This is a genomic window from Streptomyces sp. NBC_01478 (assembly GCF_036227225.1).
Taxonomy (GTDB): Bacteria; Actinomycetota; Actinomycetes; order Streptomycetales; family Streptomycetaceae; genus Streptomyces.
In genome coordinates this window covers 7722296-7745328 of record NZ_CP109444.1, presented here as the reverse complement: position 1 = coordinate 7745328, position 23033 = coordinate 7722296, and the positions used below count along the sequence as shown (strand labels likewise).

The window sequence follows — 23033 nt, the reverse complement described above, 5'->3', positions numbered from 1 at the left end:
TCCTCGGTCTGAACATCGTCCGTGATCTGCACGTCGTCCGGGTTCTGAACATCGTCCGGCCTTCCTCGTGAGACTTGTGCGACTCGCGCCAAGAGCGCTATTGGACGTAACAGGACTCGCTCGCTCCGGAGATCGGGTCTCCGGAGACCGTGTTCGGGCACGGGGTGCCGCCCGAGTAACTGCCGTAGACGTACTGGCCGTTGGCACCGAAGGCGACCTCGTGGGTGCCGGTGAAGGCGCAGGTGCCGGCCTCCGCGGCGCAGGTGGTCCAGGTCGTGGTGGTCGGGGGTGTTCCCAGCAGGTGGCAGGACTTTGCCGTGCCTGGGATCGGGTCGCCGAACACCGCGTTGGTGCAGGGGGTGCCGTCGGCCGAGTTGTCGCTGCCGGTGCCGGTGTGGAGCGAGGACTCGCTGAACGCCAGACCGACGCTTTGCCCCGCGCCGCTCGCGCCGGAGAAGTTCAGGGTGACGATCCCGCCGACCTCCTTGCCGAAGTCGAGGGTGACGGCGGAACCCTTGCCGTTCAGGCGAGTTGCCTGGTGGGACAGCACGTTCGTCGGACTGCCGACGGAACCGCTCGTGGCGTGGACGGCCGTGGGGGCGAGTGTCCGCGAGGTCGGGGAGAGGTTGTACGCGTCACCAGGGGTCGCGGCGGCTGCGGCGGCAGGCTGCGGGGACTCAATCGGCGCCGCGACAGCGGTCGGTGGGGATTCGAGCGATACCGCGCCGCCGAACGCCAGACCCGGCGCGACGACGAGCGCGATGCGGAACGTGCGTTTCATGAGGCGGCTCCTCCTCGTTCTAGCGGCGGCGCTGGAAGGGCGGGAACCGATGGCACCCGGCGGCCGGCGGATTGAAACGTTCAACCCGCCGACCTCAACAAGCCCAGGCGACCGGCGAGTTACTGCACGTAGCAGGACTTCGCGGTACCGGAGATCGGGTCACCGAACACCGCGTTGCCGCACCCGGTCGAACCGGAAACGGACCGGTACACGTACCGTCCGGCCGCGCCGTACGCCACCTCGTGGGTGCCGGAGAAGGTGCAAGTCCCGTTCTCCGCCGCGCAGTTGGTCCAGGTGGCGAAGGACGGCGGCGCGCCGATCAGGTAGCAGGACTTGGCCGTGCCGGAGGCCGGGTCACCGAACACGGCGTTGGAGCACGCCGTACCGCCGGGCAGCGTCGCGTAGTTGAACGAACTGCCGGCGCCGTACGCCACCGTCATCACGCCGGAGAAGGCACAGGTTCCGCCCTCGGACGCGCAGGAGGTCCAGACGTTGGTCGCGGGCGGGGCGCTCTGGCCGTAGCAGGACTTGGCCGTGCCGGAGATCGGGTCGCCGAAGACCGCGTTGGTGCAGGGCGTGGAGCCGGTCTCCGTCGCGTAGTTGAACCTGCCGCTCGCGCCGTAGGCGACGGCCGTCGTCCCGCTGACCGCGCAGGTGCCGTTCTCGCTCGCGCACTGGGCCCAAGTCCCGGGCAGCGCCTGCGCAGTTGAGCCGGTACCGCCGCCGCCACTGCTGCTGCCGGAGGTGAACGCCTGGAAAATGCGCGCGAAGTCACCGGAGTTCTGGCTGACCCCGCTGCACGTGCTCTGCGCCGAAGTCGAGCCCGCGCAGCCGCCGTTGTCGCGGTTCTGCGACCAGTACGACGTGAGCGCGATCCCCCGCGAGGCGTCGAAGGCCTCGACGCTGCGGGCGTTGTCGAGGGTGAAGATCTCCCCCGCGCTGTCGTTCTGGCCGATCATCGGGGTGTTGCCGAGCTTGGCGTAGGCCGCGCTGCTGGAGAGGCCGAACGCGCTCGCGACCTGGCCCGCCGCCGCGTCCACGGCCGTGTTGGCCGCGTTGCCCATGTCGGTGCCCGAGGAGCCGTAGTCCATGGTCATCAGGTTGACGACGTCCGGGGTGAAGCCGTTGGAGCGGGCGTTGTTCAACACACTCACTCCGTCGCCCGACAGGCCGCTGGGGAGGGCGGGGAGGGTGAGCGAGATCGACAGTGAGCGGCCGTTGTTCGCGGCCCAAGTGCGCACCTGCGCAAGGGCCTTGTCGCGGCGGTCGATGCCGGCGGAGTTGGTGAGGGAGGCCGACTCGATGTCGAAGTCGACGTGCGAGAGGTTGAAGGTGGTGATGACGCCCTCGATCTGTGCGGCCGCCGCCTCCGGGCTGGAACAGGAGTCGCCGATCTCGGTGAGCGCGGTGTCGGAGGTGTAGCCGCCGAAGGACACGGAGACGTCGCCGCCGAGGCCGCGGATGCCGTCGATCTGCGACTGGAGGGCGGACAGCCCCGGCACCTGCCACTGACAGCCGGGGCCGTCGACGAACGCGGCGGTGAAGAACTTGGTGCCGTAGTTGTTGGCCACGTCCGTGAGGGAAACGTTTCCCGAGCCCGCGTCGAAGTACGGCGCGAAGACATGGGCGGGCCAGGCGTTCGGGGCGGAGGCCGCCGACGCGGGTGCCGCCGAGGTGAGCCCGGCGGCCGCGAGGGCACCGGTCAACAGGGCGGCGGAGAGAAGGGATCGGGACAGCGAGCGGGGCAGGGAGCGGAAACGGGATCTCGATCGGGCACGCATGAGGCGTCCTCCAAGGGGGGTGAATCGATTCAATCCCTGATCGATATTGGTGCAGACCAATTCGATGTGTGGGCCCAGGGAAGCAGCGTTGACAGGGGCGAGTCAAGGCAAGGGTGGGTCAAGAGAAACGGGGGCCGCGCGCGGGTGTCGTGACGGGCACGGATTGGTTGCGGGAGAGCGCACATCCGCCCCAACTGCCGTGTGCGCACGGCACCATGGCGTCCCATGGGGACCTTGAGCGGGGGCCGGGATCGCTACGTCGACTTTCTGCGGGCATGGGCGATCGTGCTCGTGGTGTTCGGGCACTGGCTGATCACCGGGCTGGTGCGCGAGCCCGACGGGACGCTCAGCGCACCGGAGTTGCTCGCGACCGTGCCCTGGACCCAGTGGCTCACCCTGGGTTTCCAGATCATGCCGCTGTTCTTCCTGGCCGGCGGACACGCGGCGGGCGGCTCCTGGGCGCGGGCCCGGGCTGAAGGCCGTACCGCGACCGGCTGGGTGGGACAGCGTGCGCTACGGCTGCTGCTGCCCGCCGGGGTGTACAGCGGGCTGGTGCTGGTCGCCGTGGCGATCTGCTCGGCGGTCGGGGTGGACCCCGGCATCCTCGCGCTCGTCGGGTGGGCCATGGCCATGCAGTTCTGGTTCCTGCCGGTGTATCTGCTGCTCAGCGCGGCAACTCCGGTTCTGCACACGGCACATCGGCGGTGGGGGCTGCGCGTGCCGGTGGTGATGGGCGCGGTCGCGGTCGTCGCCGACCTGCTGGTGGTCACCGTGCACGCGCCCGTCGTAGGACTGCTGAACTACGTGCTCGTGTGGGGCGTCGCCTATCAACTGGGCTTCTGCTGGCGGGACATGCTGCTCACCGAACGGTCCGCCCTCCCCGCGTTCATGGCCGCGGGCGGTGCGGTCGCCTTCGCCGCGCTGGTCTGGTTCGGCCCCTTCCCGGTGAGTCTGATCCTCGTCACCGGGCAGAGTCCCAGCAACACCAATCCCCCGTCCGCCGCCATGCTGGCCTGGGCAGTTGGTCAGGTCGGGCTGGCGCTGCTGCTCGCGCCCGCGCTGCGACGGCTGTTGGAACGCGAGCAACTCTGGGGACTGGTACGGCCGTTGGGCGGCGCCAGCATGACGCTCTACCTCTGGCACATGCTGCCGGTGCTGATCGTCGCCGCGGCCTTCTATCTCACCGGGCTCGCTCCCGAACCGGCCTACGGGTCGGGGAGTTGGTGGGCGTTGCGGGTGCCCTGGCTGGTCGTGCTCGGGGTGGTGCTGGTGGGGGTCGTAGCGGCGCTGGGGCCGTTGGAGCGGGGGCTCGCGGTGGTCTACGAGCGGACGCGGCCGGGTGATCTGCCGCTTGAACTCCCGCGTCGGCCTTGGGCGTTGTGGGGCGGGACGGCGGCGAGTGTGAGTGCGCTGATCTGGTTCGCCGGGCATGGGTTCGCCTATGGCGGGCGGTTCCCCGTGCTGCCCGCGTTGGGGCTGGCCGTGGGGGTCGGGCTGGTCATGGGGACGGGGCGGAGTGCGGCGGACCGGGGCGTGCGCCTTGGCGTCTGAGTGGCTTGTGTCGTCTTGCGAGTGCGGGTCTGCTGTGGCTGGTCGCGCCCGCGCGGCGGAGCCGCACATGTCACAGCCCCGCGCCCCTTGGGGGGTTGCCCTGCCCGGGACCGGGAGGCGGCGTGTGTCTTTCTCCTACAGCCCGCCGGGCTGGGGGCTTGCCCTTGGCCTCCTCGCCGGTGCCGGTGCCGGTGCCGGTGCCGGTGCCGGTGCCGGTGCCGGTCATGGTGATGGGGTGGAACCGCTCACGCCGTTCCACCCCATCGACTTCCAACAGTGTTAGTGCCTACCGCACTTCGACACGTCGATCCGCACGATCTGCGGGTCGTGGTCGCTCGCCTGGTCCGCGAACTCCGCGTTGATGTGCACGACGTCGTAGTTGAAGGACGTCACCGCGGGGCTGGTCAGGATGTGGTCCAGGGTCTGGGAGTTGCCGTCGTAGACGTAGGTGTAGCGCTCGGCGGCGGGGAGGGTGGTGATCAGGGGCTTGAGGACCTTGTCGGCCGTCAGCGTGGTCACCGTCTGGGAGAACTCGTAGTCGTTCAGGTCGCCGAGGACGACCGCCTTGGCGTTCTTGTCCGCCGCCAGCAGGGACTTGACGAAGGTGTTGACCTCCGCCGCCTGGGCCGCGCGCTGGGTCTCCGAGCTGCGGGCCGGGGGCTGGTAGCGGCCGTGGATCGGCTGGTCGCCGCCCTTGGAGATGAAGTGGTTGGCGACGACGAAGACCTGCTCGCCCTGGAAGGTGAACTCGCCGACCAGCGGCTTGCGGCTGTCTTCCCAGGCCGCGTTGGTCGGGTCGATACGGCCCGGGGAATAGGTGAGTTCGACGCCCTTGCGGGTCTTCACCACGCTCGTGGCGGTGGTCGCGTCGCCGCCCGTGTGGTCGGTGAAGGAGACCCGCTTGGGGTTGAAGAGGAAGACCTGGCGGATGTTGCCGCCGGGCTCGCCGCCGTCCTCGTCGTTGGTCGGGGAGATGTAACGCCACTTGTAGACCGGGCCGCCGGCCGCGCGGACCGCGTCGGTGAAGCGCTTCAGGGTGCCCTCGGCCGTCACCGTGCCGTCGTTCGTCGCGCCGTTGTCGTCCTGGATCTCCTCCAGGGCCACGATGTCGGGCGAGTTGAGGTTGACCGCGACGCCCTCGGCGAGCCGGTCGAACTTCTCCTGGGTGTCGAGCGCGTCCAGGTTCTCCACGTTGTACGTGGCGACCGCGAGCTCGTCCTTCTTCTGACGGCGGGTCACTTCCTGCTTCAGGCCGTTGTCGACGAGGGTGCCGAGCTGGGTGGCCTGGACGTTGTAGCCGCCGTAGGTGGAGTAGTCGAGGGGGCCGGTCGTGACACCTGACAGTTCGTCACTGACGTTGGCCGCGGGGAAGGTTGAGGTCGTGTCGAGCGACATCACCTCGATACGGCCGGTGTTGGGCTGGTCGTAGGAGGAGTACAGGGTGCCGCCGCGGGCGGTGGCGTTCTCGTCCGGCTTGACCGTGACCCACAGCTCGCCGTAGGCATCCGAGGCGCCGACCACGCGCGCGTCCGCGAACGTGACCCGCATGCCCTCCAGGGACTCGAAGAAGTCCTGGGCGTAGACGGTGGGTTGGAGCGGGAGGGACTCGATGCTGCCGCCGGACGCGGTCGGGATGTAGGCGTCGGGGACCGAGGTGGCGTCGAGGGTCACGGCGTCCGGGAGGGCGTTGCCGCCGGCGAGGACCGTGGTGGTCGGGCCGGTGATCTCGGTGTTCGACTGGCTGGTGCTGCTCGGGTAGTACTCGCTGACCTTGCCGGTGACCAGGACCGAGTCGCCGGCCGTCACCGTGGGCTTGGTGGAGCCGGTGTAGACGAAGACGGCCTCGCTGGTGCGCGGGTCGGTGTCGGGCGTCGGGTCCTGGATCCAGTAGCCGAGCGAGCCGCTGGAGCGGACGCCGGTGACGATGCCCGGGACGCGGGTGACCGTCTGGCCGGCGTACGGCGAGAGGCGGGTCGTGCCCTGGATGTCGTGGACGCGGACGGTGCCGGGGTCGGTCGGCGAGCCGCCGTCGCCACCGCCGCCGTCGCCCGAACCGGGCGTCTGTCCGGCCGAGTTGACCGGCGACGGTGTGGCGGCGGTGAAGTCCGCCGCGTTGTCGTCGGTGTCGGCGAGCGAGTCGGCGCGGGCGACCGCGGCCGTGTTGGAGGCGCCGGTGGCCGGGCCGCTGCCCTCGCGGACGACCGCGGTGCCGTAGCCCGTGAGGTCGACGATGCTCGGGTCGGCCGCGCAGTCGGCGGCGGTCTTGCAGGTGAGCGCGGTGGTGCCGGAGACCAGGGCGATCGTGCCGGAGGTGGCGCTCATGGCGATCGAACCGGTGGCGTCGGTGGTCGGCAGCGCGGTCGTGCCGCCGCTGCCGGTGCCCTCGCCGACCAGGTAGCGGGCGCCGGGGGCGATCGCGCCGGTGAGGGCGGTGACCTGCCAAGTGGAGCCGGAGGAAGGCGTACCGGGCAGGTACTGCACGCTGTAGCCCGACAGGTCGTAGGCCGCGGAACCGGCGTTGCCGAGTTCCACGAAGTCCCGGGTCAGGGTGGCCCCCGAGTTGCCCCCGCCGCCGTACACCTCGGCGATCACCGCCGAGGCCGACGGAGTCGCGGACGCGGTGGGCAGGGAGGTGAAGGCGAACGCTCCCGCCGCACCCACCGAGACGAGCGAGTAGGCGGTGCGGCGGGCGCGGGATCTGCGCCCTTCAGGTCTGGACACGCTGGCGGTCTCCTCGTACTTCGTGTAGCTGCCGATACCGGGTGCCTGTGGGGAGTCGGCTCAAGTTACGCGCGTAGAAAGGGAGTTGCCAGAGGGCCTCGCGTTAAATCCAGGGAACAAGTGAGTGCGGGGGTGACGATCGGGGCAGCGAAAGTGACGTTCCACACATAAGCACGGTGATCAATCCGGGTAACTCGCCTTATCGGGGCGGGCCTTGATAGCCCCACGGGCACAACAGGTTCATTCTTCAACCGTAGCTTTTTCCGATTTGATCCAGTTCACTTCGGGATGGTTTGCCGTAGGGCATAAGCCCGTTTCGTCCCCAGGAAGTGCGTAGAGATATGTCCAATTCGTCTGATTCATCGCAAGTTCCCTTCGCTCCGCACCCGGTGAGCGCGGCCGAGGTCATCCCGGGCGATCTGATCGCCCTGACCCCCGACGACGCCGAACGCGCCTGCTGGTACGTCGTCACCCACACCCTCCCCGAGACCCCCGAGACGATCCGGGTCACGCTGCGGCCACCGCTCGGCGGGACCGACCACGACGAGGTGCTCGGCCGCGACCGCCGGGTCACCAGCGGGGGCCGGCGGCTGGACGTCGGGGCGGTGCCGCGGCTCGTCTCCGACGACCTCGCCGGCGTCGAGTTCCGGGAGGGCGACCGGGTGACCTCGCTGCGGGTGGTCGATCCGGGGGCGGCCGAGGTGTCGTACGAACGGCGTTGGGGCGTGTGGCACCGGGACCTGGACGGGGCGACGGAGGACGTCGCCACCGACGCCGAGGTGCGGGGATGGGCGGACGCGGAGTCCGTCGTACGGCATCGTCCGCGGCCGGAGCGGGTGTCGGTGGTGGGTGGGCCGCGGCGGGTGGTGGTCACCGGGCTGGGGGCGATCACGCCGCTCGGGGTCGGGGTCGGCGAGTTGTGGCGGGGGCTGCTCGACGGGCGGCACGGGATACGGGAACTGGACGGCGAGGAGTTCTCGGAGCTGCCCGTGCGGGTGGCCGGGACCGTGCCCGTCGATCCGGCGGAGCTGCTGCCGCGGGCGGCGGCGCGGCGGATGAACCGGGCCGCGCAGTTCGCGGTGCTCGCGGCGCGGGAGGCGTGGGGTGACGCCGGGTTCGTGGCGGGCGGCACGCGGGAGAGCGGGCTCGATCCGGAGCGGGTCGGGGTCAGCCTCGGGGCGATCCTCGGGGACGCGTCCGTCCTCGTCGGCGGCGACCGCAAGCTCCGCGACAAGGGGCCGCGCGCGGTCTCGCCGCTCACCACCCCCATGACCGTGCCCTCGCAGGCCGCGTCCCAGGTCTCCCTCGACCTGCACATCACCGGCGAGGCGCGCACGGTCACCGCGGCGTGCGCCTCCGGCACCGAGGCGATCGGGGCGGCCATCGACCGCATACGGTACGGCCGGGTCGACGTCGCCCTCGCGGGCGGGGCGGAGGCGGTCGTCACGCCGGCGATCATGGCGTCGTTCGCGGCGATGCGGGCGTTGTCCACGCACGGGGTGGCGGACGGCACGTCTCCCTCACGGCCGTTCGGGAGGGACCGGGACGGGTTCGTGAACGGGGAGGGTGCCGGGGTGCTCGTCCTGGAGGCCGAGGAACACGCACGCGCGCGTGGAGCGCGGATCTACTGCGAGGCGGCCGGGTGGGGGCTGTCCGCCGACGCGCATCACATGGCGGCGCCGGATCCCTCCGGGGCGGGGGTCGCGCTCGCGGTGCGGCGGGCGGTGCGGGATGCGGGCGGGCATGTCGTGGACGTCGTCCATGTCAACGCCCATGCGACGGCGACAGTGGAGGGGGATCTGGCGGAAGCGGAGGCGTTGCGGGCGGTGTTCGGCCGGAGAAACGTTCCGGTGACCGCGCTCAAGGGGAATCTCGGGCATCTGCAGGGGGCGGCGGGTGGGGTCGAGGCTGTGGCTACGGTGCTGACGTTGCATCACGGGGTGGTGCCGGCGACTGTCGGGGGTGGGGGGCTTGATGACGGGGTTGGGCTTGATGTGGTGGTGGGGGTGGCGCGGGAGTTGCCGGGGACTGGGAGCGGGGTTGGGGTTGGGGATCTTGCGTTGAGCAATTCGTTCGGGTTCGGGGGGCATAACGCGGTGTTGGCGTTGCGGCGGGTGAGGTAGCGCGGCCGGGGGGCGGGCGGCGGCGAGGGGGTGCGGGTCGGGCTGGTCGTTTGCGGGAGGGGGAGGAAGCGGCTGGGCGGTGTGGCTCGTGTTGTTCGTTTGCGGGGGGGGGCGAGGGAGAGCCTTGGCGGGTCTTCGCCGGGGGCTTCTTCGCGGTCGCGGGGAGCTTGATCGCGGTCGCGGGAGGTGGGGCGAGGTGGCGCTGCGCGGGGGCCGATAAGGGGCTGCTGCTCAGGCGGTTCGCTTGCGGGAGTTGGGTAGTCCGCCGGGGTCTTTGGCGGGCTTCCTCGCGGTCACGGTGGGTGGGTGGCGCTGCGCCGGGGCCCGCGAGGGGCTGCGGCTCAAGCCGTTCGCTCACGCGAGGGCGTCCTTCGCCAGGGGCTTCGGCAGGCTTCCTCGTAGCCGCCGGGAGTCTGGTCGCCGTCGCGGTAGGTGGGGTGGCGCTGCGCCTGGACCGGCAAGGGGCTGTGCCACAACCCGTTCACGTGCGGGGAGTTGGCTTCTCTACCGGGTCTTCGCCAGGAACTTGGACGCGTAGGTGACGTAGCGCCGCGAGGGAACCCACGAGGAGACCGCGGCTCAAGCCGCTCGCTTGCCGGGAGTTGGCTTCTCTACCGGGTCTTCACCAGGAACTTGGACGCGTAGGCGAGTAGCGCCACGCCAGGACCGGCAAGAGACCGCGGCTCAAACCACTCACCTGCGGGGAGTCGCCCTCTTGCCGGGTCTTCGCCGGGCGCTTGGTCGTGCGGGTGAGGTAACGCCGCGCGGGAACCCGCGAGGAGGCTGCGGCTCAAGCCGTTCGTTTGCGGGGAGTTGGCTTCTTTGCCGGGCACTTTGCCGGGCTCTTTGGCGGGCTCTTTGGCGGGCTTCCTCGCGGTCGCAGGGGGTGAGGTGGCGCTGCGCCTGAACCGGCAAGGGGCTGCGCCACAAACCGTTCACCTGCGGGGAGTTGGCTTCTCTACCGGGTCTTCACCAGGAACTTGGACGCGTAGGCGAGTAGCGCCACGCCAGGACCGGCAAGAGGCCGCGGCTCAAACCGCTCACCTGCGGGGAGTCGCCCTCTTGCCGGGTCTTCGCCGGGCGCTTGGGCGTGCGGGTGAGGTAACGCCGCGCGGGAACCGCGAGGAGGCTGCGGCTCAAGCCGTTCGTTTGCGGGGAGTTGGCTTCTTTGCCGGGGTCTTTGTCGGGGTTTTCTTCGCGGTGGTTTTCTTCGTGCCCTGTGTTGTCTTCTTCGCTGATGTCGATGTCGAAGTCGATGCCCGGGGCTGGGGCTTCTTCGTCGGTGTCGTCGCCTTCTTCGTTGCTGTGGAGGTCGACTTCTTGCCGGTGGCCTGTTTGGGGGTCGCTCGGGGAGAGAGGGGTCTGACCTCGGCCTTCGTTTCGGGATCCGTGGCTCGTGACTGCTGTGCCTCGCGGACGCTTTTCTCCAGGGCCGCCATCAGGTCGAGGACCTTCGCGCCGGGGGCCGGGGACGGGGACGTCGCGGGCTGTTCGCCGGAGGCCTTCGCGGTGATCATTTCCTCGACCGCCTCGCGGTAGTCGTCGTGGAGGTCGGCGAGGTCGACCTCGCCCAGCGTGTCCATCAGGGCGTCCGCGAGGTCGAGTTCCTTGTCGCGGACGGTGACGCCCGTGTCGGGGGCGACGCCCTCGGGGACGCGGATCTCGTCCGGCCAGAGCAGGCCGTGCATGGCGATCACGTCGTCGACCACGCGCAGCATGCCGAGGCGTTCCCGGCCCCGCAGCGCGTACTTCGCGATGGCCACCTTCTGGCTGCGCTTCAGCGCCTCGCGAAGCAGGGTGTACGGCTTGGCCGCTGGGACGCCGTTCGCGGAGAGGTAGTACGCCGCGTCCATCTGGAGCGGGTCGATCCGGTCGGCCGGGACGAACGCCACGATCTCGATCGTCTTCGCGGTCGGGATCGGCAACTGCGCCAGGTCCTCGTCCGTGATCGGGATCATCGTGCCGTCCGCGTCCTCGTACGCCTTGCCGATCTCGGCCTGGGCGACCTCGCGGTCCTCCAGTTCGCAGACCTTGCGGTAGCGGATGCGGCCACCGTCCTCGGTGTGGATCTGGCGGAAGGAGATCGAGTGGCTCTCCGTCGCGTTCACCAGCTTGATCGGGATGCTGACCAGGCCGAAGGAGATGGCGCCGTTCCATATGGATCGCACCTGTCGCACCCGCCTTCCGATTCCGGCCCACATCCGACTTGTCGCGTTTTCGTGGGATTCTCATCGTATGACGCCGATCACGGAGGTGGAGGGGCGAAGGGTCGCGCTCAGCAACCTCGACAAGGTGCTGTACCCGGCGACCGGCTTCACCAAGGGCGAGGTCCTGCACTACTACGCGACCACGGCTGCGGTCCTGCTGCCCCATCTGCGCGACCGGCCGGTGTCCTTCCTGCGGTACCCGGACGGGCCCGACGGTCAGCTCTTCTTCACCAAGAACGTGCCGCCGGGTACGCCCGACTGGGTCACCACCGCGGAAGTGCCCCGGTCGGAGGGGCCGGCCCGGATGGTGCTGGTGCAGGATCTGGCGTCGCTCATGTGGGCGGCGAACCTCGTCACCGAGTTCCATACGCCGCAGTGGGTGATCGGGGCGCCCGGCCTCGCCGACCGGCTGGTCTTCGACCTCGATCCGGGGGCGCCTGCGACCGTCGTGGAGTGCTGTGAGGTCGCGGTGTGGCTGCGGGAGCGGCTCGCCGCCGACGGGATCGAGGCGTACGTCAAGACGTCCGGGGCCAAGGGGTTGCATCTGTTGGCGGGGGTGGAGCCGGTGTCTTCGGAGCGGGCGGTCGAGTACGCGAAGGAGCTGGCCGTCGAGGCCGAGAAGGTCATGCCGCGGCTCGTCGTGCATCGGATGACGCGGAGTCTGCGGCCGGGGAAGGTGTTCGTCGACTGGAGCCAGAACGCTGCGCGGAAGACGACGGCTACGCCGTACACGTTGCGGGCGCGGTCCGAGCCGACCGTCTCCGCACCTGTGACCTGGGAAGAGATCGAGGCGTGCCGTTCCCCTCGCCAACTCGCCCTCCTAGCCCCGGACATGGGCCCCCGCCTGCGGGATCACGGTGATCTGCTCGCCCCGCTCCTCGGCCCGGAGCGCGCCGCTCCACTGCCCTGAGTTCAGCGGGCTGACCAAATCGCGGAATTCCCCGGTCCGTCCGGCGGCAGGTCCACTCTTGGCCCAACCAAGAAACCCAAGGGGGTTACCCATGAGTAAGGACCAGCATGGATTGACAGCACCACGTTCCCGCACCGTCCGCCGCAGCCTCCTCGTCGGCCTGACGGTCCTGACCCTGGGCGCCGTGCCCTGGGCCCCGACCGCCGCCGCGGCTTCCGCACCCGCCGCGAACGCCGAGGTGATCACCGACTGGAGCGAGACCGCCGTAGCCACGGTCAACGGCGACGCCAAGCGTCCCGGAGCCGAGCAGTCCCTCTGGTACGGCTTCGTCTCGGCCGCCGTCTACAACGCGGTCGTCGGCATCGAAGGCCGCTACACCGAGTACAAGTGGCACGAGCGCGGGCCCCGTTCCGCCTCCCCGGAGGCCGCCGCCGCGGCCGCCGCCCACCGCATCCTGCTCACCTACTTCCCGGCCTCACAGGCCCGGCTCGACGCCGCCTACACCGCCTCCCTCGCCAAGATCCCCGACGGGACGGCCGAGAACCAGGGCGTCGCCTTCGGCGAGCGGGCCGCCGCGAGGATCGTGCAGCTGCGCGAGAACGACGGGCGCGGTGCCCCGGTCGCGTTCGACAAGCCGCCCGCGCCCGGCGTCTGGCGGCCCACCCCGCCCGCCAACGCCCCGATGGCCGTGCCGTGGCTCGCGAAGGTCCGGCCGATGCTGCTCGACTCGCCGGATCAGCTACGGCCGGGACCACCGCCCAAGCTCACTTCGAAGCGGTACGCCAGGGACTTCGCCGAGGTGAAGGCCATGGGAGCGAAGACCGGCTCGGCGCGGACCGCCGCGCAGACCGAGACCGGGCTGTTCTTCGGTGACGTGCTGCCTGTGCAGTTCCAGGCCTCCCTCCGTGGCTACACCACCCGCCACGGGCTGGGCCTCGTGGACGCGGCCCGCCTGTTCGCGGCCGTGGGCACGGCAACGGCGGACGCCTCGATCACCGCGTGGAACACCAAACTGACCTACGGCCAGTGGCGCCCCATCACCGCGATCCAGCTGGCCGACACCGACGGCAACCCGGCCACCGCACCGGACCCGTCCTGGGTACCGCTGCTCGACACGCCGCCCTACCCGGACTACATGAGCGGTCACTGCACCAACGACGGCGCGGCGATGCGCGTCCTGTCCCGCCTGACCGGCGGTGACATCGACTTCCGTATCTCGTCCGCCGTGACGGGCACCACCCGTACATACACGACCGCGGCCGCCTACGACCAGGACGTGATCAACGCCCGGGTCTGGGGCGGGATCCACTTCCGCACGAGCGACATCGTCGCCAACCGGATCGGCACGCGTATCGGTGATCTCGCGCTCGCCCACTACTTCAGGCCGCTGAAGTAGCTCACACCCTCCCCCAGGTATGCCGGTCCCTCGCCATCGCGTGCAACGCCTCGACATCCGCCGGCTTCAACACCCCGCCCTCCCTTGCCAGTCCGGACAGTTCCGTGTCCTGGAGTACGCGGACCTCGCGGAGCGGAGTGGTGACCGTGACGGTCGTAGGGCCGGACAGGGCGAGGACCGGGTGGACCTCGGCGGTGAGGGCGTAGGAGGCGCGGGCCGCGTCGGAGCGGACTCGGCGGAGCAGTGGGAGGGGGTCGCGGCGGCCCAGGGTGACCATGGGGTCGGCGATCTGGACGCGTTGTTTGCGGGCGTACAGCGTGTGCAGGGCGAAGAGGCCGCCGGGGCCGATCACCAGGTGGTGGAGGCGGTCGCCGCCGGGGAGCGGGATCGAGTGGAGGGCGTGCCAGCCCGCGCCGTCGAGATCGTCCAGGGCCTCGCCCACCGCCTGTTCGGCGGTCAGGGCGCGGCGGCGCTGGTCGGGGCGGAGCCGGTGCTGTGGGCCCGGGTCGCGGTCGAGGGCCATGTGGAGGGCCTCGCCGGGGCGGTTGGGGGCGAGGTCGTCGTCCGGGTGGAGGGTGAGCCGCGCGAGTTCCGCGGGGGTCGGCACCGGTGGCGGGCCCACCGTGACCGGTCCGGTGAGGAAGGGACCGAGGGCGTGCAGCACGTCCTCTCTGCGGTCCTCGCTCAGCAGGTTGATCCGGGCCGCCTCCCTGTCGTACCAGGCGACGTTCCTTCCGTCCGTGTGACAGACGTACAGCCGTTCCTGACCATGGCGCCAGGTCGGTACGACGCGTAGTCCACTCATGCGTCATCACCCCTCGTCCATGGGAACAGGCGGGGTGCTCAAGGGGCAAGAAGCCGGTTACCTTTGGGTCAGTCGCTGGGCCTTGGGGAGGCGCCGTTGCGGACGCGCAGGAAGCAACCCGACGTACCCGCTCCGGACAGTCCGTGGAGCGAGATCACGCCCGGTCTGTGGATGGGCGGGCACGAGTTCAGGGGGCGCTCGGGGCAACTGGAGTTCGCGGTGGTGCGGGACGAGTTCGATCTCGTACAGACACTGCTGCGGCTGCCGGGACACGGGCCGGACCCCGGTGTCGAGCACCATGTGTGGCCGATTCCGGACGGGCCGCTGGACGGGACGCAGCTCACGGGCGTGATGCGGCTGGCCGTCGCCGCGTGCGACGCGCTGGACTCGGGGCGGAAGGTCCTCGTCCGCTGCTATCACGGCTACAACAGGTCGGGCCTGGTCGTCGCCCACGCGCTGGTCCGCCGCGGGTACTCCACCGACGAGGCGATACGGCTGATCCGCTCGCGCCGGTCCCCGTGGGCGCTCCACAACGAACTGTTCGTGGAGTACCTGCGGGCGGGACTGTCCACGGCCCGGCTGCTGGAGGAACTGGCCGAGTAGGCGACAAGCCAGTGGCCGAGTAATCGTTTCCCCCGCCCGGCCCCACGTGTGAACAAAAAGGACTTCCGTACGAATAGGGTGTGCGGGTCCCCTACCAGCGCCCCCGCAGGAGAGCAGTGCCACCCCGTCGCCCCGTCCGCATCGCCGCCACCGTCGCCCTGCTGCTCGCGACCGTGGCGGCCTGCGGTGACACCGGCGCGCTGCGGGGCGCGGGGGCCACCCCGACGGCGACCAGTCCCGCCAGGCTTTGGCCGAATCTGTCGCCCGCCTCCTCCCCCGCCTACGACTTCGACGAGGCGGACACGGAGACCGTGAAGGGCATCACCGTCCCCGGGGACGACATCCGCGAGGTGGACCCGATCGCCGTCGTACGGGCGGAGATCGCCGCGAACCCCAGTGACTACGACGGCTCCAAGGCGCCGTACCGGGGGACGGCCGAGCGGATCGCCGACTGCGCGAGCGGCGGAGACGGGACCCGGTGCCCCGTCCTCAAGCCCTACTACCGCGACCTCACCGGCGACGGACGCGACGACCTGACCCTAGGCTTCCGCCTACTGCCCACCAAGATGACCGCCGTGCGCGTCTACACCGTCGAGAAACACCGGCTCGTGCGGGTCATGGCCAACGACGACGCGGTCAGCGGGGTCGAACTGGCCGGGCGTTCGGTGATCATCCGCTCGCCTTCGGAGCTGGCGGGGTACGAGTACCGCGTGCAGTGGACCTGGGACGCGGACCAGAAGGCGATGCTGCTGACCCACGACGAGTTCCTGCGCACGGGCGGCCGCAAGCACGGAGTCCGTCGCGTGACACCGACGCCCGTCGTCTCGGCGACGCCGTGACGAGGCTCGCGCTGCCCCGCTGGGCCGGGACCCTCGCCTTCAAGTCCGCCGTGTTCATCACCGTGATGTGCTGCGCGCTGGCCGCCCTGCTCGGCGTACTCGTGCATGTCTCGGTGACCGACCGGACCGTGGGCCAGGCCCGCGGCCTCGCGCTGTCGCGGCTGAAGGAGGCGACGACGCAGTACGAGGCCGGCGACTCGCTCCTGCACGGCGCCGGCGTCGATCCCGAGGACCTGCCCGTGCCGCTACGACGGCTCGCGGGCGCCGGGGAGCGCGGCACGATGGTCGGAAAGCACCGGGGGCACCCCACGATGTGGGCGGCGGGCCCCGCCTCCGGCAACCGGGTGCTCGCCGTGGCGGTCGACTACTCGCAGGGCGCCGACACCATCGCCGGACTGGACCGGGCGATCGTCTGGTCCTCGGCGCTGGCGATCGGGGCGACCCTGCTGGTCGGCGCGTTCGCGGTGACCCGGGTGACCCGGCGGTTGCACGGCACCGCGCAGGTGGCCCGGCGGATCAGCGCCGGTGACCTGGACGCGCGGGTCGACGATCCCCGTACGAAGGACGCGACCCTGCCTCAGGACGAGGTGGCCGCGGTGGCCGCCGCGCTCGACACGATGGCCTCGTCGTTGCAGGGCAAGCTGCTGACCGAGCAGCGGTTCACGGCGGATGTCGCGCACGAGTTGCGGACGCCGCTGACCGGGTTGCACGCGGCGGCCGAACTGCTGCCGCCGGGGCGGCCGACCGAGCTGGTGCGGGACCGGGTCGCGGCGCTCCGCACGCTCACGGAGGATCTGCTGGAGATCTCCCGGCTCGATACCCGGCGGGAGCAAGTCGAGCTGGACACCGAGCAGTTGGGGGTGGTGGCGGGGCGGGTCGTGGGGGCGTCGGGGAGCGGGGCGGAGGTTGTCGTCGTGCGGGACGCGTGGGTGGAGACGGATCGGCGGCGGCTTGAGCGGGTGCTCTCGAATCTTGTCGCCAACGCGTATCGCCATGGGCGGGGGCCGGTTGTGGTGACCGTGGACGGGGTGGTCGTGACCGTGCGGGATCACGGGGACGGGTTTCCGGAGTACTTGGTGGAGCACGGGCCTCAGCGGTTTCGTACGGAGGGGGGTGCTACCGGGCATGGGCTGGGGTTGACGATCGCGCTGGGGCAGGCGGAGGTTTTGGGGGCGCGGTTGGAGTTCACCAACGTGGGTGCCGGTGAGGGTGGTGGGGCGCTGGCGACGTTGACCTTGCGATGAGAGCGGTTGTTCGTTGGCTGCGGGCCGGTGGGGGCTGGTCGCGCAGTTCCCCGCGCCCCTAAAAAAAACAGGGCCGTGCCCGTGTGGACCAGCGTGGCGAGCGAGCCCCGCCCTCCTCCCCATAATGTGGCGAATAGTCAAGTTCGCCCCATTTCCTGGAGGTACCCCCATGTCCCTCAGCCTCTCCCTGCGCCGTCTTGGTATAGCAGTCGCGGCCGGTGCGCTCGTCACCGCTGCCGCCGTCACCCCCGCCGTGGCCGACGACGAGTGGGGCGACGAAGACCAGGGCATCAGCCGCCAGGACGACGACGGTGGCCGTGGTGACTACAACCAGCAGGACGACGACGGTGGTCGCGGCGACCACCAGCAGGGCGACGACGACGGCCGCGGTGACTACAACCAGCACGGCGACCACAACAACAACCCGCGCTACTACCGAGGCGTCGTCACGGCCAGTGAACTCGCCCTCCGCTCCCGCCCGGACCGCGGCAGCAGGATCATCCGGTACGCGTACCGCGGCGAGCACGTCTCGATCTTCTGCAAGACCCGGGGCTCCAACGTCCAGGGCAACAACCTCTGGTACCTGCTCACGGACGGCACCTGGGCCTGGGGTTCGGCGCGCTACATCGACAACATCGGTCCCGCGCCCCGCTGGTGCTGACGGACGAGACACACTCCGCACCCAAGGCACACAACCCGTCCCATTTGGGTAAGTTCCGGACATGACCAACGCCGGAACCACCGTCACAGCGGACCTTCCCACACCCGCTGTACGCCTCCCCCGGCGCCGTGGCATCGAACTCACCCTCATCGTCGTGGCCGTACTGCTCTCCGTGTACGGCTACTGCGCTGTCGGTCTGGCCAAGAACGACACGGTCCCGCCCGGCGCCGCCGGCTACGGCGCCGGGCTCGGCGTGCTCGCCCTGCTGGCGCACATCGCGGTGCGCCTGCGGGCCCCGTACGCCGACCCGCTCCTGCTTCCGATCGGGGTGCTCCTCAACGGCCTGGGGCTCGTCCTCATCTACCGGCTCGACCTGGAGACACCGGGCGACCGGGCGGCGCCCACCCAACTCGTGTGGTCGACGCTGGGCGTGGGGCTCTTCATCGTCGTGGTCCTGGCCCTGCGCGACCACCGCGTCCTCCAGCGCTACGCGTACGTCTGCGTGGCCGCCGCCCTCGTCCTGCTCACCCTCCCGGTCCTCTTCCCGGCCGTGAACGGGGCCCGGATCTGGATCCGGATCGCCGGATTCTCCATCCAGCCGGGCGAGTTCGCGAAGGTGCTCCTCGCCGTCTTCTTCGCCGCGTACCTCGCGGCCAACCGCAGCGCGCTCGCCTACGCCGGCCGCCGCGTCTGGCGCCTCCAGCTCCCCACCGGCCGCGTGCTCGGCCCGATCGTCGCGATCTGGCTGATCAGCGTCGGCGTACTGGTCCTGGAACGCGACCTGGGCACCTCGCTCCTCTTCTTCGGCCTGTTCGTGACGCTCCTCTACGTCGCCACCGGGCGCACCGGCTGGATCGCGGTCGGCCTGCTGCTCGCCGCCCTCGGCGCGGTCGCGGTCGGCCGGCTCGAACCGCACGTCCACAGCCGCGTCCTCGACTGGCTGCACCCCTTCGCGTCGATCGACGCGGGCGAGGGCCCGAACCAACTCGCCCAGTCCCTCTTCGCGTTCGCGGCCGGCGGCATGCTCGGCACGGGCCTGGGCCGCGGCCACTCCATTCTCATCGGCTTCGCCGCCAAATCGGACTTCATCCTGGCGACGGCGGGCGAGGAACTGGGCCTGTCCGGCCTCTCCGCGATCTTCATCCTCTACGGCCTGCTCGTGGAGCGCGGCTACCGGGCGGGCCTCGCCCTGCGCGACCCCTTCGGCCGGCTGCTCGCGGTCGGGCTCGCCTCGATCGTCGCGCTCCAGGTGTTCGTGATCGCGGGCGGGGTGACCGGCCTGATCCCGCTGACCGGCATGGCGATGCCGTTCCTCGCCCAGGGCGGCTCCTCGGTCGTCACCAACTGGGCGATCGTGGCCCTGCTGATCCGGCTCAGCGACTCGGCCCGCCGCCAGCCCGACTACGCCATCGAGGTGGCAGCGTGACCGACTCCATGACCCGCCACATCCGCCTCGCGGCGGCCTTCTGCACCCTGCTCCTGCTGGCCCTGCTGGTGAACGCCACCCGCGTCCAGGTCTTCGAGTCCCGTTCCTACGACGACAACATCGCCAACCGCCGCCACACCATCGCCCGTTACGGCCAGCCACGCGGCGCGATCCTCGTCGGCGGGAAACCGGTCACCGGCTCCCGGGACTCCGGCGAGCAGCTCCGCTACGAACGGACGTACAGGGACGGCCCGTTGTACGCGCCGGTGACCGGCTTCGCCTCGCAGGAGTACGGCACGACGCTCCTGGAGCACACCGAGGACGGCATCCTCTCCGGCACCGACTCGATGCTCTCGCCGTTCCCCCTGTGGAACGACCTGACCCGCGCCCAGAACCCCGGCGGCAACGTCGTCACCACCCTCAACTCCGCTGCCCAGCAAGCGGCGTTCGACGGACTCGGCACCCGCACGGGCGCGGTGGCCGCGATCGAACCGTCCACCGGCCGTGTCCTCGCCCTGGTCTCCACCCCGTCCTACGACCCCGGCTCCCTGTCGGGCAACGGCCGTACGGCGAACCGCAGTTGGGACCGGCTGAACGCCGACCCGAGCAAGCCGATGCTCAACCGGGCGGTACGGCAGACCTATCCGCCGGGTTCGACGTTCAAGGTGGTCACCGCGGCGGCGGCGCTGGACGCGGGGGTGGTGACGGACCTGGACGCGGCGACGAAGTCACCCGACCCGTATCCGCTGCCCGGCACCTCGACGACGCTCACGAACGAGGGCGACGGCTGCGTGGACGCGCCCCTGCGCTCGGCCTTCGAGTGGTCGTGCAACACGGTGTTCGCGAAGCTGGGGGTGGACGTGGGCGTGCGGGACATGAGCGGCACGGCGGAGGCGTTCGGCTTCAACGACACCGGTGTGCGGATCCCCTTCTCCGTCTCCCCCAGCACCTTCGACACCACCCTGGACAAGGCCCAGTTGGCGCTGTCGTCGATCGGGCAGTACAACACGCGGGCCACGCCGTTGCAGATGGCGATGGTCGCCGCGGCGGTCGCGAACGGCGGGCAGGTGCGGCAGCCGTATCTGGTGGAGCGGACGACGCGGCGGGGAGGCGAGACGGTGTCGACGGCCGGATCCTCCCGCCCCGTCCGTCAGGCGATGCACCCCGCAACCGCCGTACAGATGAAGGAACTCATGGAGGACGTGGTCACCGAGGGCACCGGCACGAACGCGGCGATCCCCGGCGCCACGGTCGGCGGCAAGACCGGCACCGCGCAGCACGGCATCGGCAACTCCGGTACGCCGTATGCCTGGTTCGTGTCCTGGGCGCAGGGCGAGCGGGACCTGGAGCCGAAGGTGGCGGTCGCGGTGGTGGTGGAGGACGCGTCGGCCGACCGCTCCGACATCAGCGGGGGTGGGGACGCGGCGCCGATCGCGAAGGCTGTGATGGAGGCGGTGCTCGGTCTGTGAGACGGGGGGTGTCCCGGCACGGGCGCCCGACCTATCGTTCGGTTCATGACTGAGCCGTTGACAGTACCCGCGTACGAACTCGCCCAGGTCAACATCGGACGCCTCCAATTCCCGCTGGACTCCCCGGAGTTGAAGGACTTCGTGGACGGACTCGAGCCCGTGAACGCCGTCGCCGACGCGGCCGAGGGTTTCGTCTGGCGCCTCCAGTCGGACTCCGGCAACGCGACCGACGTCCCCGTCCTCGGCGACGACTGGCTGATCATCAACATGTCGGTGTGGCGCGACACGAACACCCTGACCGCGTTCATGTACCAGGGGCAGCACCGGGAGTTGCTGGTCCGCCGCCGCGAGTGGTTCGAGCGGATGCGGGAGGCGATGACCGCCCTGTGGTGGGTCCCGGCGGGCCACCGCCCCACGGTCGCGGAGGCGGAGGAACGGCTGCTGCACCTGCGGGCGCACGGTCCGACGCCGTACGCGTTCACGCTGCGGACGTCGTTCCCGTCGGACGGGACGGCGGGGCCGCTGTCGCCGGTGGTCGTACCCGAGGAACTGGGCTGCTCGGTCTAGCCAGTTGGAGTCTGCCGGAACCCTGTGGTGAGGCGCTGGAAAACCAGTGGAGCGGCGCGGCTGCGCGCCGCTACCGTGCTGCCGAACCGAGTCGTCTGGGCAAGGACGTGCCGTTGTACACCGTGTGAGACCCCCCGAGTGCTGAATCGTCGCGCGTCGCGCATCTGCGCCGCGCTCCTTTTTGCTGCGGACTTCTCACTGGAACCGGTGTATTCCCGTGCTCGAAAACTGGGTGGTCGCACCCACCTGCCTGCCTCTCGTCCTCCGCGGTTGCCACACATGCGCGTCCGAGCGCTTCCGGGCGGACGGCAAATTCCGCGTCAACGCCAACCACAAACTCATCGACGCCTGGCTCCTCGCGCTCTGCACCGTCTGCGGGGAGACCACGAAGCTCACGGTCCTGGAGCGGATGAACGTGCGCTCCGTACGACCCGAACTGCTGGACCGACTTCATGCCAACGACACTGTCCTGGCAGCCGAGTTGCTCCAGGATCCGGTCGTGCGGCGCCGTAATCGCATCGCTCTCGACTGGGAGAACGCCTGGCGTCTCGACACCGGCGGAACGGATCTCCTGGACCTCGATGCGAACGACGCCATCGACGTCTCGGTCCGCTTCGCGGCGCGGATCCCGGTCCGGCCGGTGCGGCTGATCGCCGAGGGCTGCCGTCTTCCGCGGGCCGAGGTCGAACGACTGATCACGAAGGGGAACCTCGTCTCGGCGGTCCGGCTGAGCGGCAAGCTCTCCGGCGACTTCACCTTCACGCTCAAGCGCTGAGCCTCCCTTGGGCCAGGCCCTGTCCGGCAGGATCCATCGCCGGACAGGGCCTGGCCCGCGAACGGACATCACCGGGCCAACAAGTCCCGTAGAGGGGATTGACGAGCTTGCTGACAAGCAGTCTCATAAGACTTCGGAGGATGTGACCCCAGGTAACACGCCGATCCGCGAGGTGGGAGAACCATGACGACCCTGACCGAAGCCGACGCGGTCGACGGGCTGCGTGACGCACTCGGCCTGCTCAAGGACCGCGAGCAGGTGGCCGAGCGGCTGCTCGCCTCCTCCGCCAAGCACTCCTTCGACCCCGACAAGGAACTCGACTGGGACGCACCCTTCGAGGACGGCAAGTGGTTCTGGCCGCCGGAGCTGGTGTCGCTGTACGACACCCCGCTGTGGAAACGGATGGGCGAGGAGCAGCGCATCCTGCTCTCGCAGCACGAGGCCGCGGCGCTCGCCTCGCTGGGTATCTGGTTCGAGCTGATCCTGATGCAACTCCTCGTCCGGCACATCTACGACAAAGCGGCGACGAGTGCGCACGTCCGCTACGCGCTCACCGAGATCGAGGACGAGTGCCGCCACTCGAAGATGTTCGCGCGGCTGATCTCGCGTGGGGACGCGCCCTGGTATCCGGTGAGCCGGGCCCATCAGAACCTGGGGCGGTTGTTCAAGACGATCTCCACCACGCCGGGTTCGTTCACGGCGACGTTGCTCGGTGAGGAAGTCCTCGACTGGATGCAGCGGTTGACGTTTCCGGATGAGCGGGTGCAGACCTTGGTCCGGGGGGTCACGCGGATTCACGTGGTCGAGGAGGCTCGTCATGTGCGGTACGCGCGGGAGGAGTTGAGGCGGCAGATGGTGACCGCGCCGCGGTGGTCGCAGGAGTTCACCCGGGTCACCTCGGGTGAGTTCGCGCGGATCTTCTCCATCGCCTTCGTCAATCCCGAGGTGTACACGAACGTCGGGCTCGATCGGGACGAGGCCGTGGCTCAGGTGCGGGCGAGTGGGCATCGGCGGGAGGTCATGCAGAGCGGGTCGAAGAAGCTGACGGACTTCTTGGACGACATCGGTGTGCTGCGGGGTGTGGGGCGACGGCTGTGGAAGGCGTCCGGGTTGCTGGCTTGAGTTCACAGTGCGGCCCGGTGGGGGCTGGTCGCGCAGTTCCCCGCGCCCCTGA

General features: G+C 70.2%; 19 protein-coding genes. 13 read left to right on the top strand and 6 right to left on the bottom strand.

Going from position 1 to position 23033, the window contains the following annotated elements:
* Positions 1-97: 97 nt before the first annotated feature.
* Both OG223_RS35235 and OG223_RS35230 read right to left on the bottom strand, forming a co-directional pair.
* A complete protein-coding gene (locus OG223_RS35235) occupies positions 98-781 on the bottom strand; it encodes a hypothetical protein (RefSeq protein ID WP_329257402.1) in 684 nt (227 codons plus the stop codon).
* 119 nt (positions 782-900) lie between these two features.
* The gene (locus OG223_RS35230; RefSeq protein ID WP_329257399.1) at positions 901-2562 is read right to left on the bottom strand and encodes a chitinase; all 1662 of its coding nucleotides are present in this window, start codon (positions 2560-2562) and stop codon (positions 901-903) included.
* Between the two features lie 225 nt (positions 2563-2787).
* Between OG223_RS35230 and OG223_RS35225 the strand changes: the two genes are divergently transcribed.
* A complete protein-coding gene (locus OG223_RS35225; RefSeq protein ID WP_329257396.1) occupies positions 2788-4113 on the top strand; it encodes an acyltransferase family protein in 1326 nt (441 codons plus the stop codon).
* Between the two features lie 70 nt (positions 4114-4183).
* On the opposite strand, the gene OG223_RS35220 is transcribed toward OG223_RS35225, so the two are convergent.
* Both OG223_RS35220 and OG223_RS35215 read right to left on the bottom strand, forming a co-directional pair.
* Positions 4184-4339 (bottom strand): hypothetical protein, encoded by a 156-nt coding sequence (locus tag OG223_RS35220; protein WP_329257394.1) that lies wholly within the window; start codon positions 4337-4339, stop codon positions 4184-4186.
* A 53-nt stretch (positions 4340-4392) separates the two neighbouring features.
* Positions 4393-6774, bottom strand: coding sequence for an endonuclease/exonuclease/phosphatase family protein (locus tag OG223_RS35215; protein WP_329265639.1), 2382 nt, complete (start codon positions 6772-6774; stop codon positions 4393-4395).
* A gap of 401 nt (positions 6775-7175) precedes the next feature.
* On the opposite strand from OG223_RS35215, the gene OG223_RS35210 reads away from it, so the two are divergent.
* On the top strand, positions 7176-8957 hold the full coding sequence (locus OG223_RS35210) for a beta-ketoacyl-[acyl-carrier-protein] synthase family protein (RefSeq protein ID WP_329257391.1): 1782 nt from the start codon (positions 7176-7178) through the stop codon (positions 8955-8957).
* A gap of 1136 nt (positions 8958-10093) precedes the next feature.
* Here OG223_RS35210 and ku read toward each other — a convergent pair.
* Positions 10094-11125 (bottom strand): non-homologous end joining protein Ku, encoded by a 1032-nt coding sequence (gene ku, locus OG223_RS35205; RefSeq protein WP_443073774.1) that lies wholly within the window; start codon positions 11123-11125, stop codon positions 10094-10096.
* 67 nt (positions 11126-11192) lie between these two features.
* Here ku and ligD point away from each other — a divergent pair, with 67 nt between their 5' ends.
* Positions 11193-12074, top strand: coding sequence for a non-homologous end-joining DNA ligase (ligD, locus tag OG223_RS35200; protein ID WP_329257386.1), 882 nt, complete (start codon positions 11193-11195; stop codon positions 12072-12074).
* 112 nt (positions 12075-12186) lie between these two features.
* Positions 12187-13470: a vanadium-dependent haloperoxidase gene (locus OG223_RS35195; RefSeq protein ID WP_329257383.1), complete on the top strand. Its 1284-nt coding sequence runs from the start codon at positions 12187-12189 to the stop codon at positions 13468-13470.
* A gap of 1 nt (position 13471) precedes the next feature.
* On the opposite strand, the gene OG223_RS35190 is transcribed toward OG223_RS35195, so the two are convergent.
* Positions 13472-14275: a nuclease-related domain-containing protein gene (locus OG223_RS35190; RefSeq protein ID WP_329257381.1), complete on the bottom strand. Its 804-nt coding sequence runs from the start codon at positions 14273-14275 to the stop codon at positions 13472-13474.
* Between the two features lie 96 nt (positions 14276-14371).
* Here OG223_RS35190 and OG223_RS35185 point away from each other — a divergent pair, with 96 nt between their 5' ends.
* The 9 genes from OG223_RS35185 (at position 14372) to OG223_RS35145 (ending at position 22981) form a co-directional block, all read left to right on the top strand.
* On the top strand, positions 14372-14878 hold the full coding sequence (locus OG223_RS35185) for a protein-tyrosine phosphatase family protein (RefSeq protein ID WP_329257377.1): 507 nt from the start codon (positions 14372-14374) through the stop codon (positions 14876-14878).
* Positions 14879-14994: 116 nt separating this feature from the next.
* Positions 14995-15717, top strand: coding sequence for a hypothetical protein (locus OG223_RS35180; RefSeq protein ID WP_329257374.1), 723 nt, complete (start codon positions 14995-14997; stop codon positions 15715-15717).
* Positions 15714-16961, top strand: a complete 1248-nt coding sequence (locus OG223_RS35175) for a HAMP domain-containing sensor histidine kinase (RefSeq protein ID WP_329257372.1) — start codon at positions 15714-15716, stop codon at positions 16959-16961. Before OG223_RS35180 ends, OG223_RS35175 begins: the two co-directional genes overlap by 4 nt.
* A gap of 169 nt (positions 16962-17130) precedes the next feature.
* The gene (locus OG223_RS35170; protein ID WP_329257369.1) at positions 17131-17622 is read left to right on the top strand and encodes an SH3 domain-containing protein; all 492 of its coding nucleotides are present in this window, start codon (positions 17131-17133) and stop codon (positions 17620-17622) included.
* A 61-nt stretch (positions 17623-17683) separates the two neighbouring features.
* A complete protein-coding gene (locus tag OG223_RS35165) occupies positions 17684-19048 on the top strand; it encodes an FtsW/RodA/SpoVE family cell cycle protein (protein WP_329257367.1) in 1365 nt (454 codons plus the stop codon).
* Between the two features lie 8 nt (positions 19049-19056).
* On the top strand, positions 19057-20517 hold the full coding sequence (locus OG223_RS35160) for a penicillin-binding transpeptidase domain-containing protein (RefSeq protein WP_329265638.1): 1461 nt from the start codon (positions 19057-19059) through the stop codon (positions 20515-20517).
* Between the two features lie 45 nt (positions 20518-20562).
* Entirely contained in the window at positions 20563-21084 is a 522-nt protein-coding gene (locus OG223_RS35155) for a DUF3291 domain-containing protein (RefSeq protein WP_329257364.1), read from the top strand.
* 217 nt (positions 21085-21301) lie between these two features.
* A complete protein-coding gene (locus tag OG223_RS35150) occupies positions 21302-21859 on the top strand; it encodes a DUF1062 domain-containing protein (protein WP_329257361.1) in 558 nt (185 codons plus the stop codon).
* Positions 21860-22042: 183 nt separating this feature from the next.
* Positions 22043-22981, top strand: a complete 939-nt coding sequence (locus OG223_RS35145; RefSeq protein WP_329257358.1) for an AurF N-oxygenase family protein — start codon at positions 22043-22045, stop codon at positions 22979-22981.
* The last annotated feature ends 52 nt before the right edge of the window (positions 22982-23033 follow it).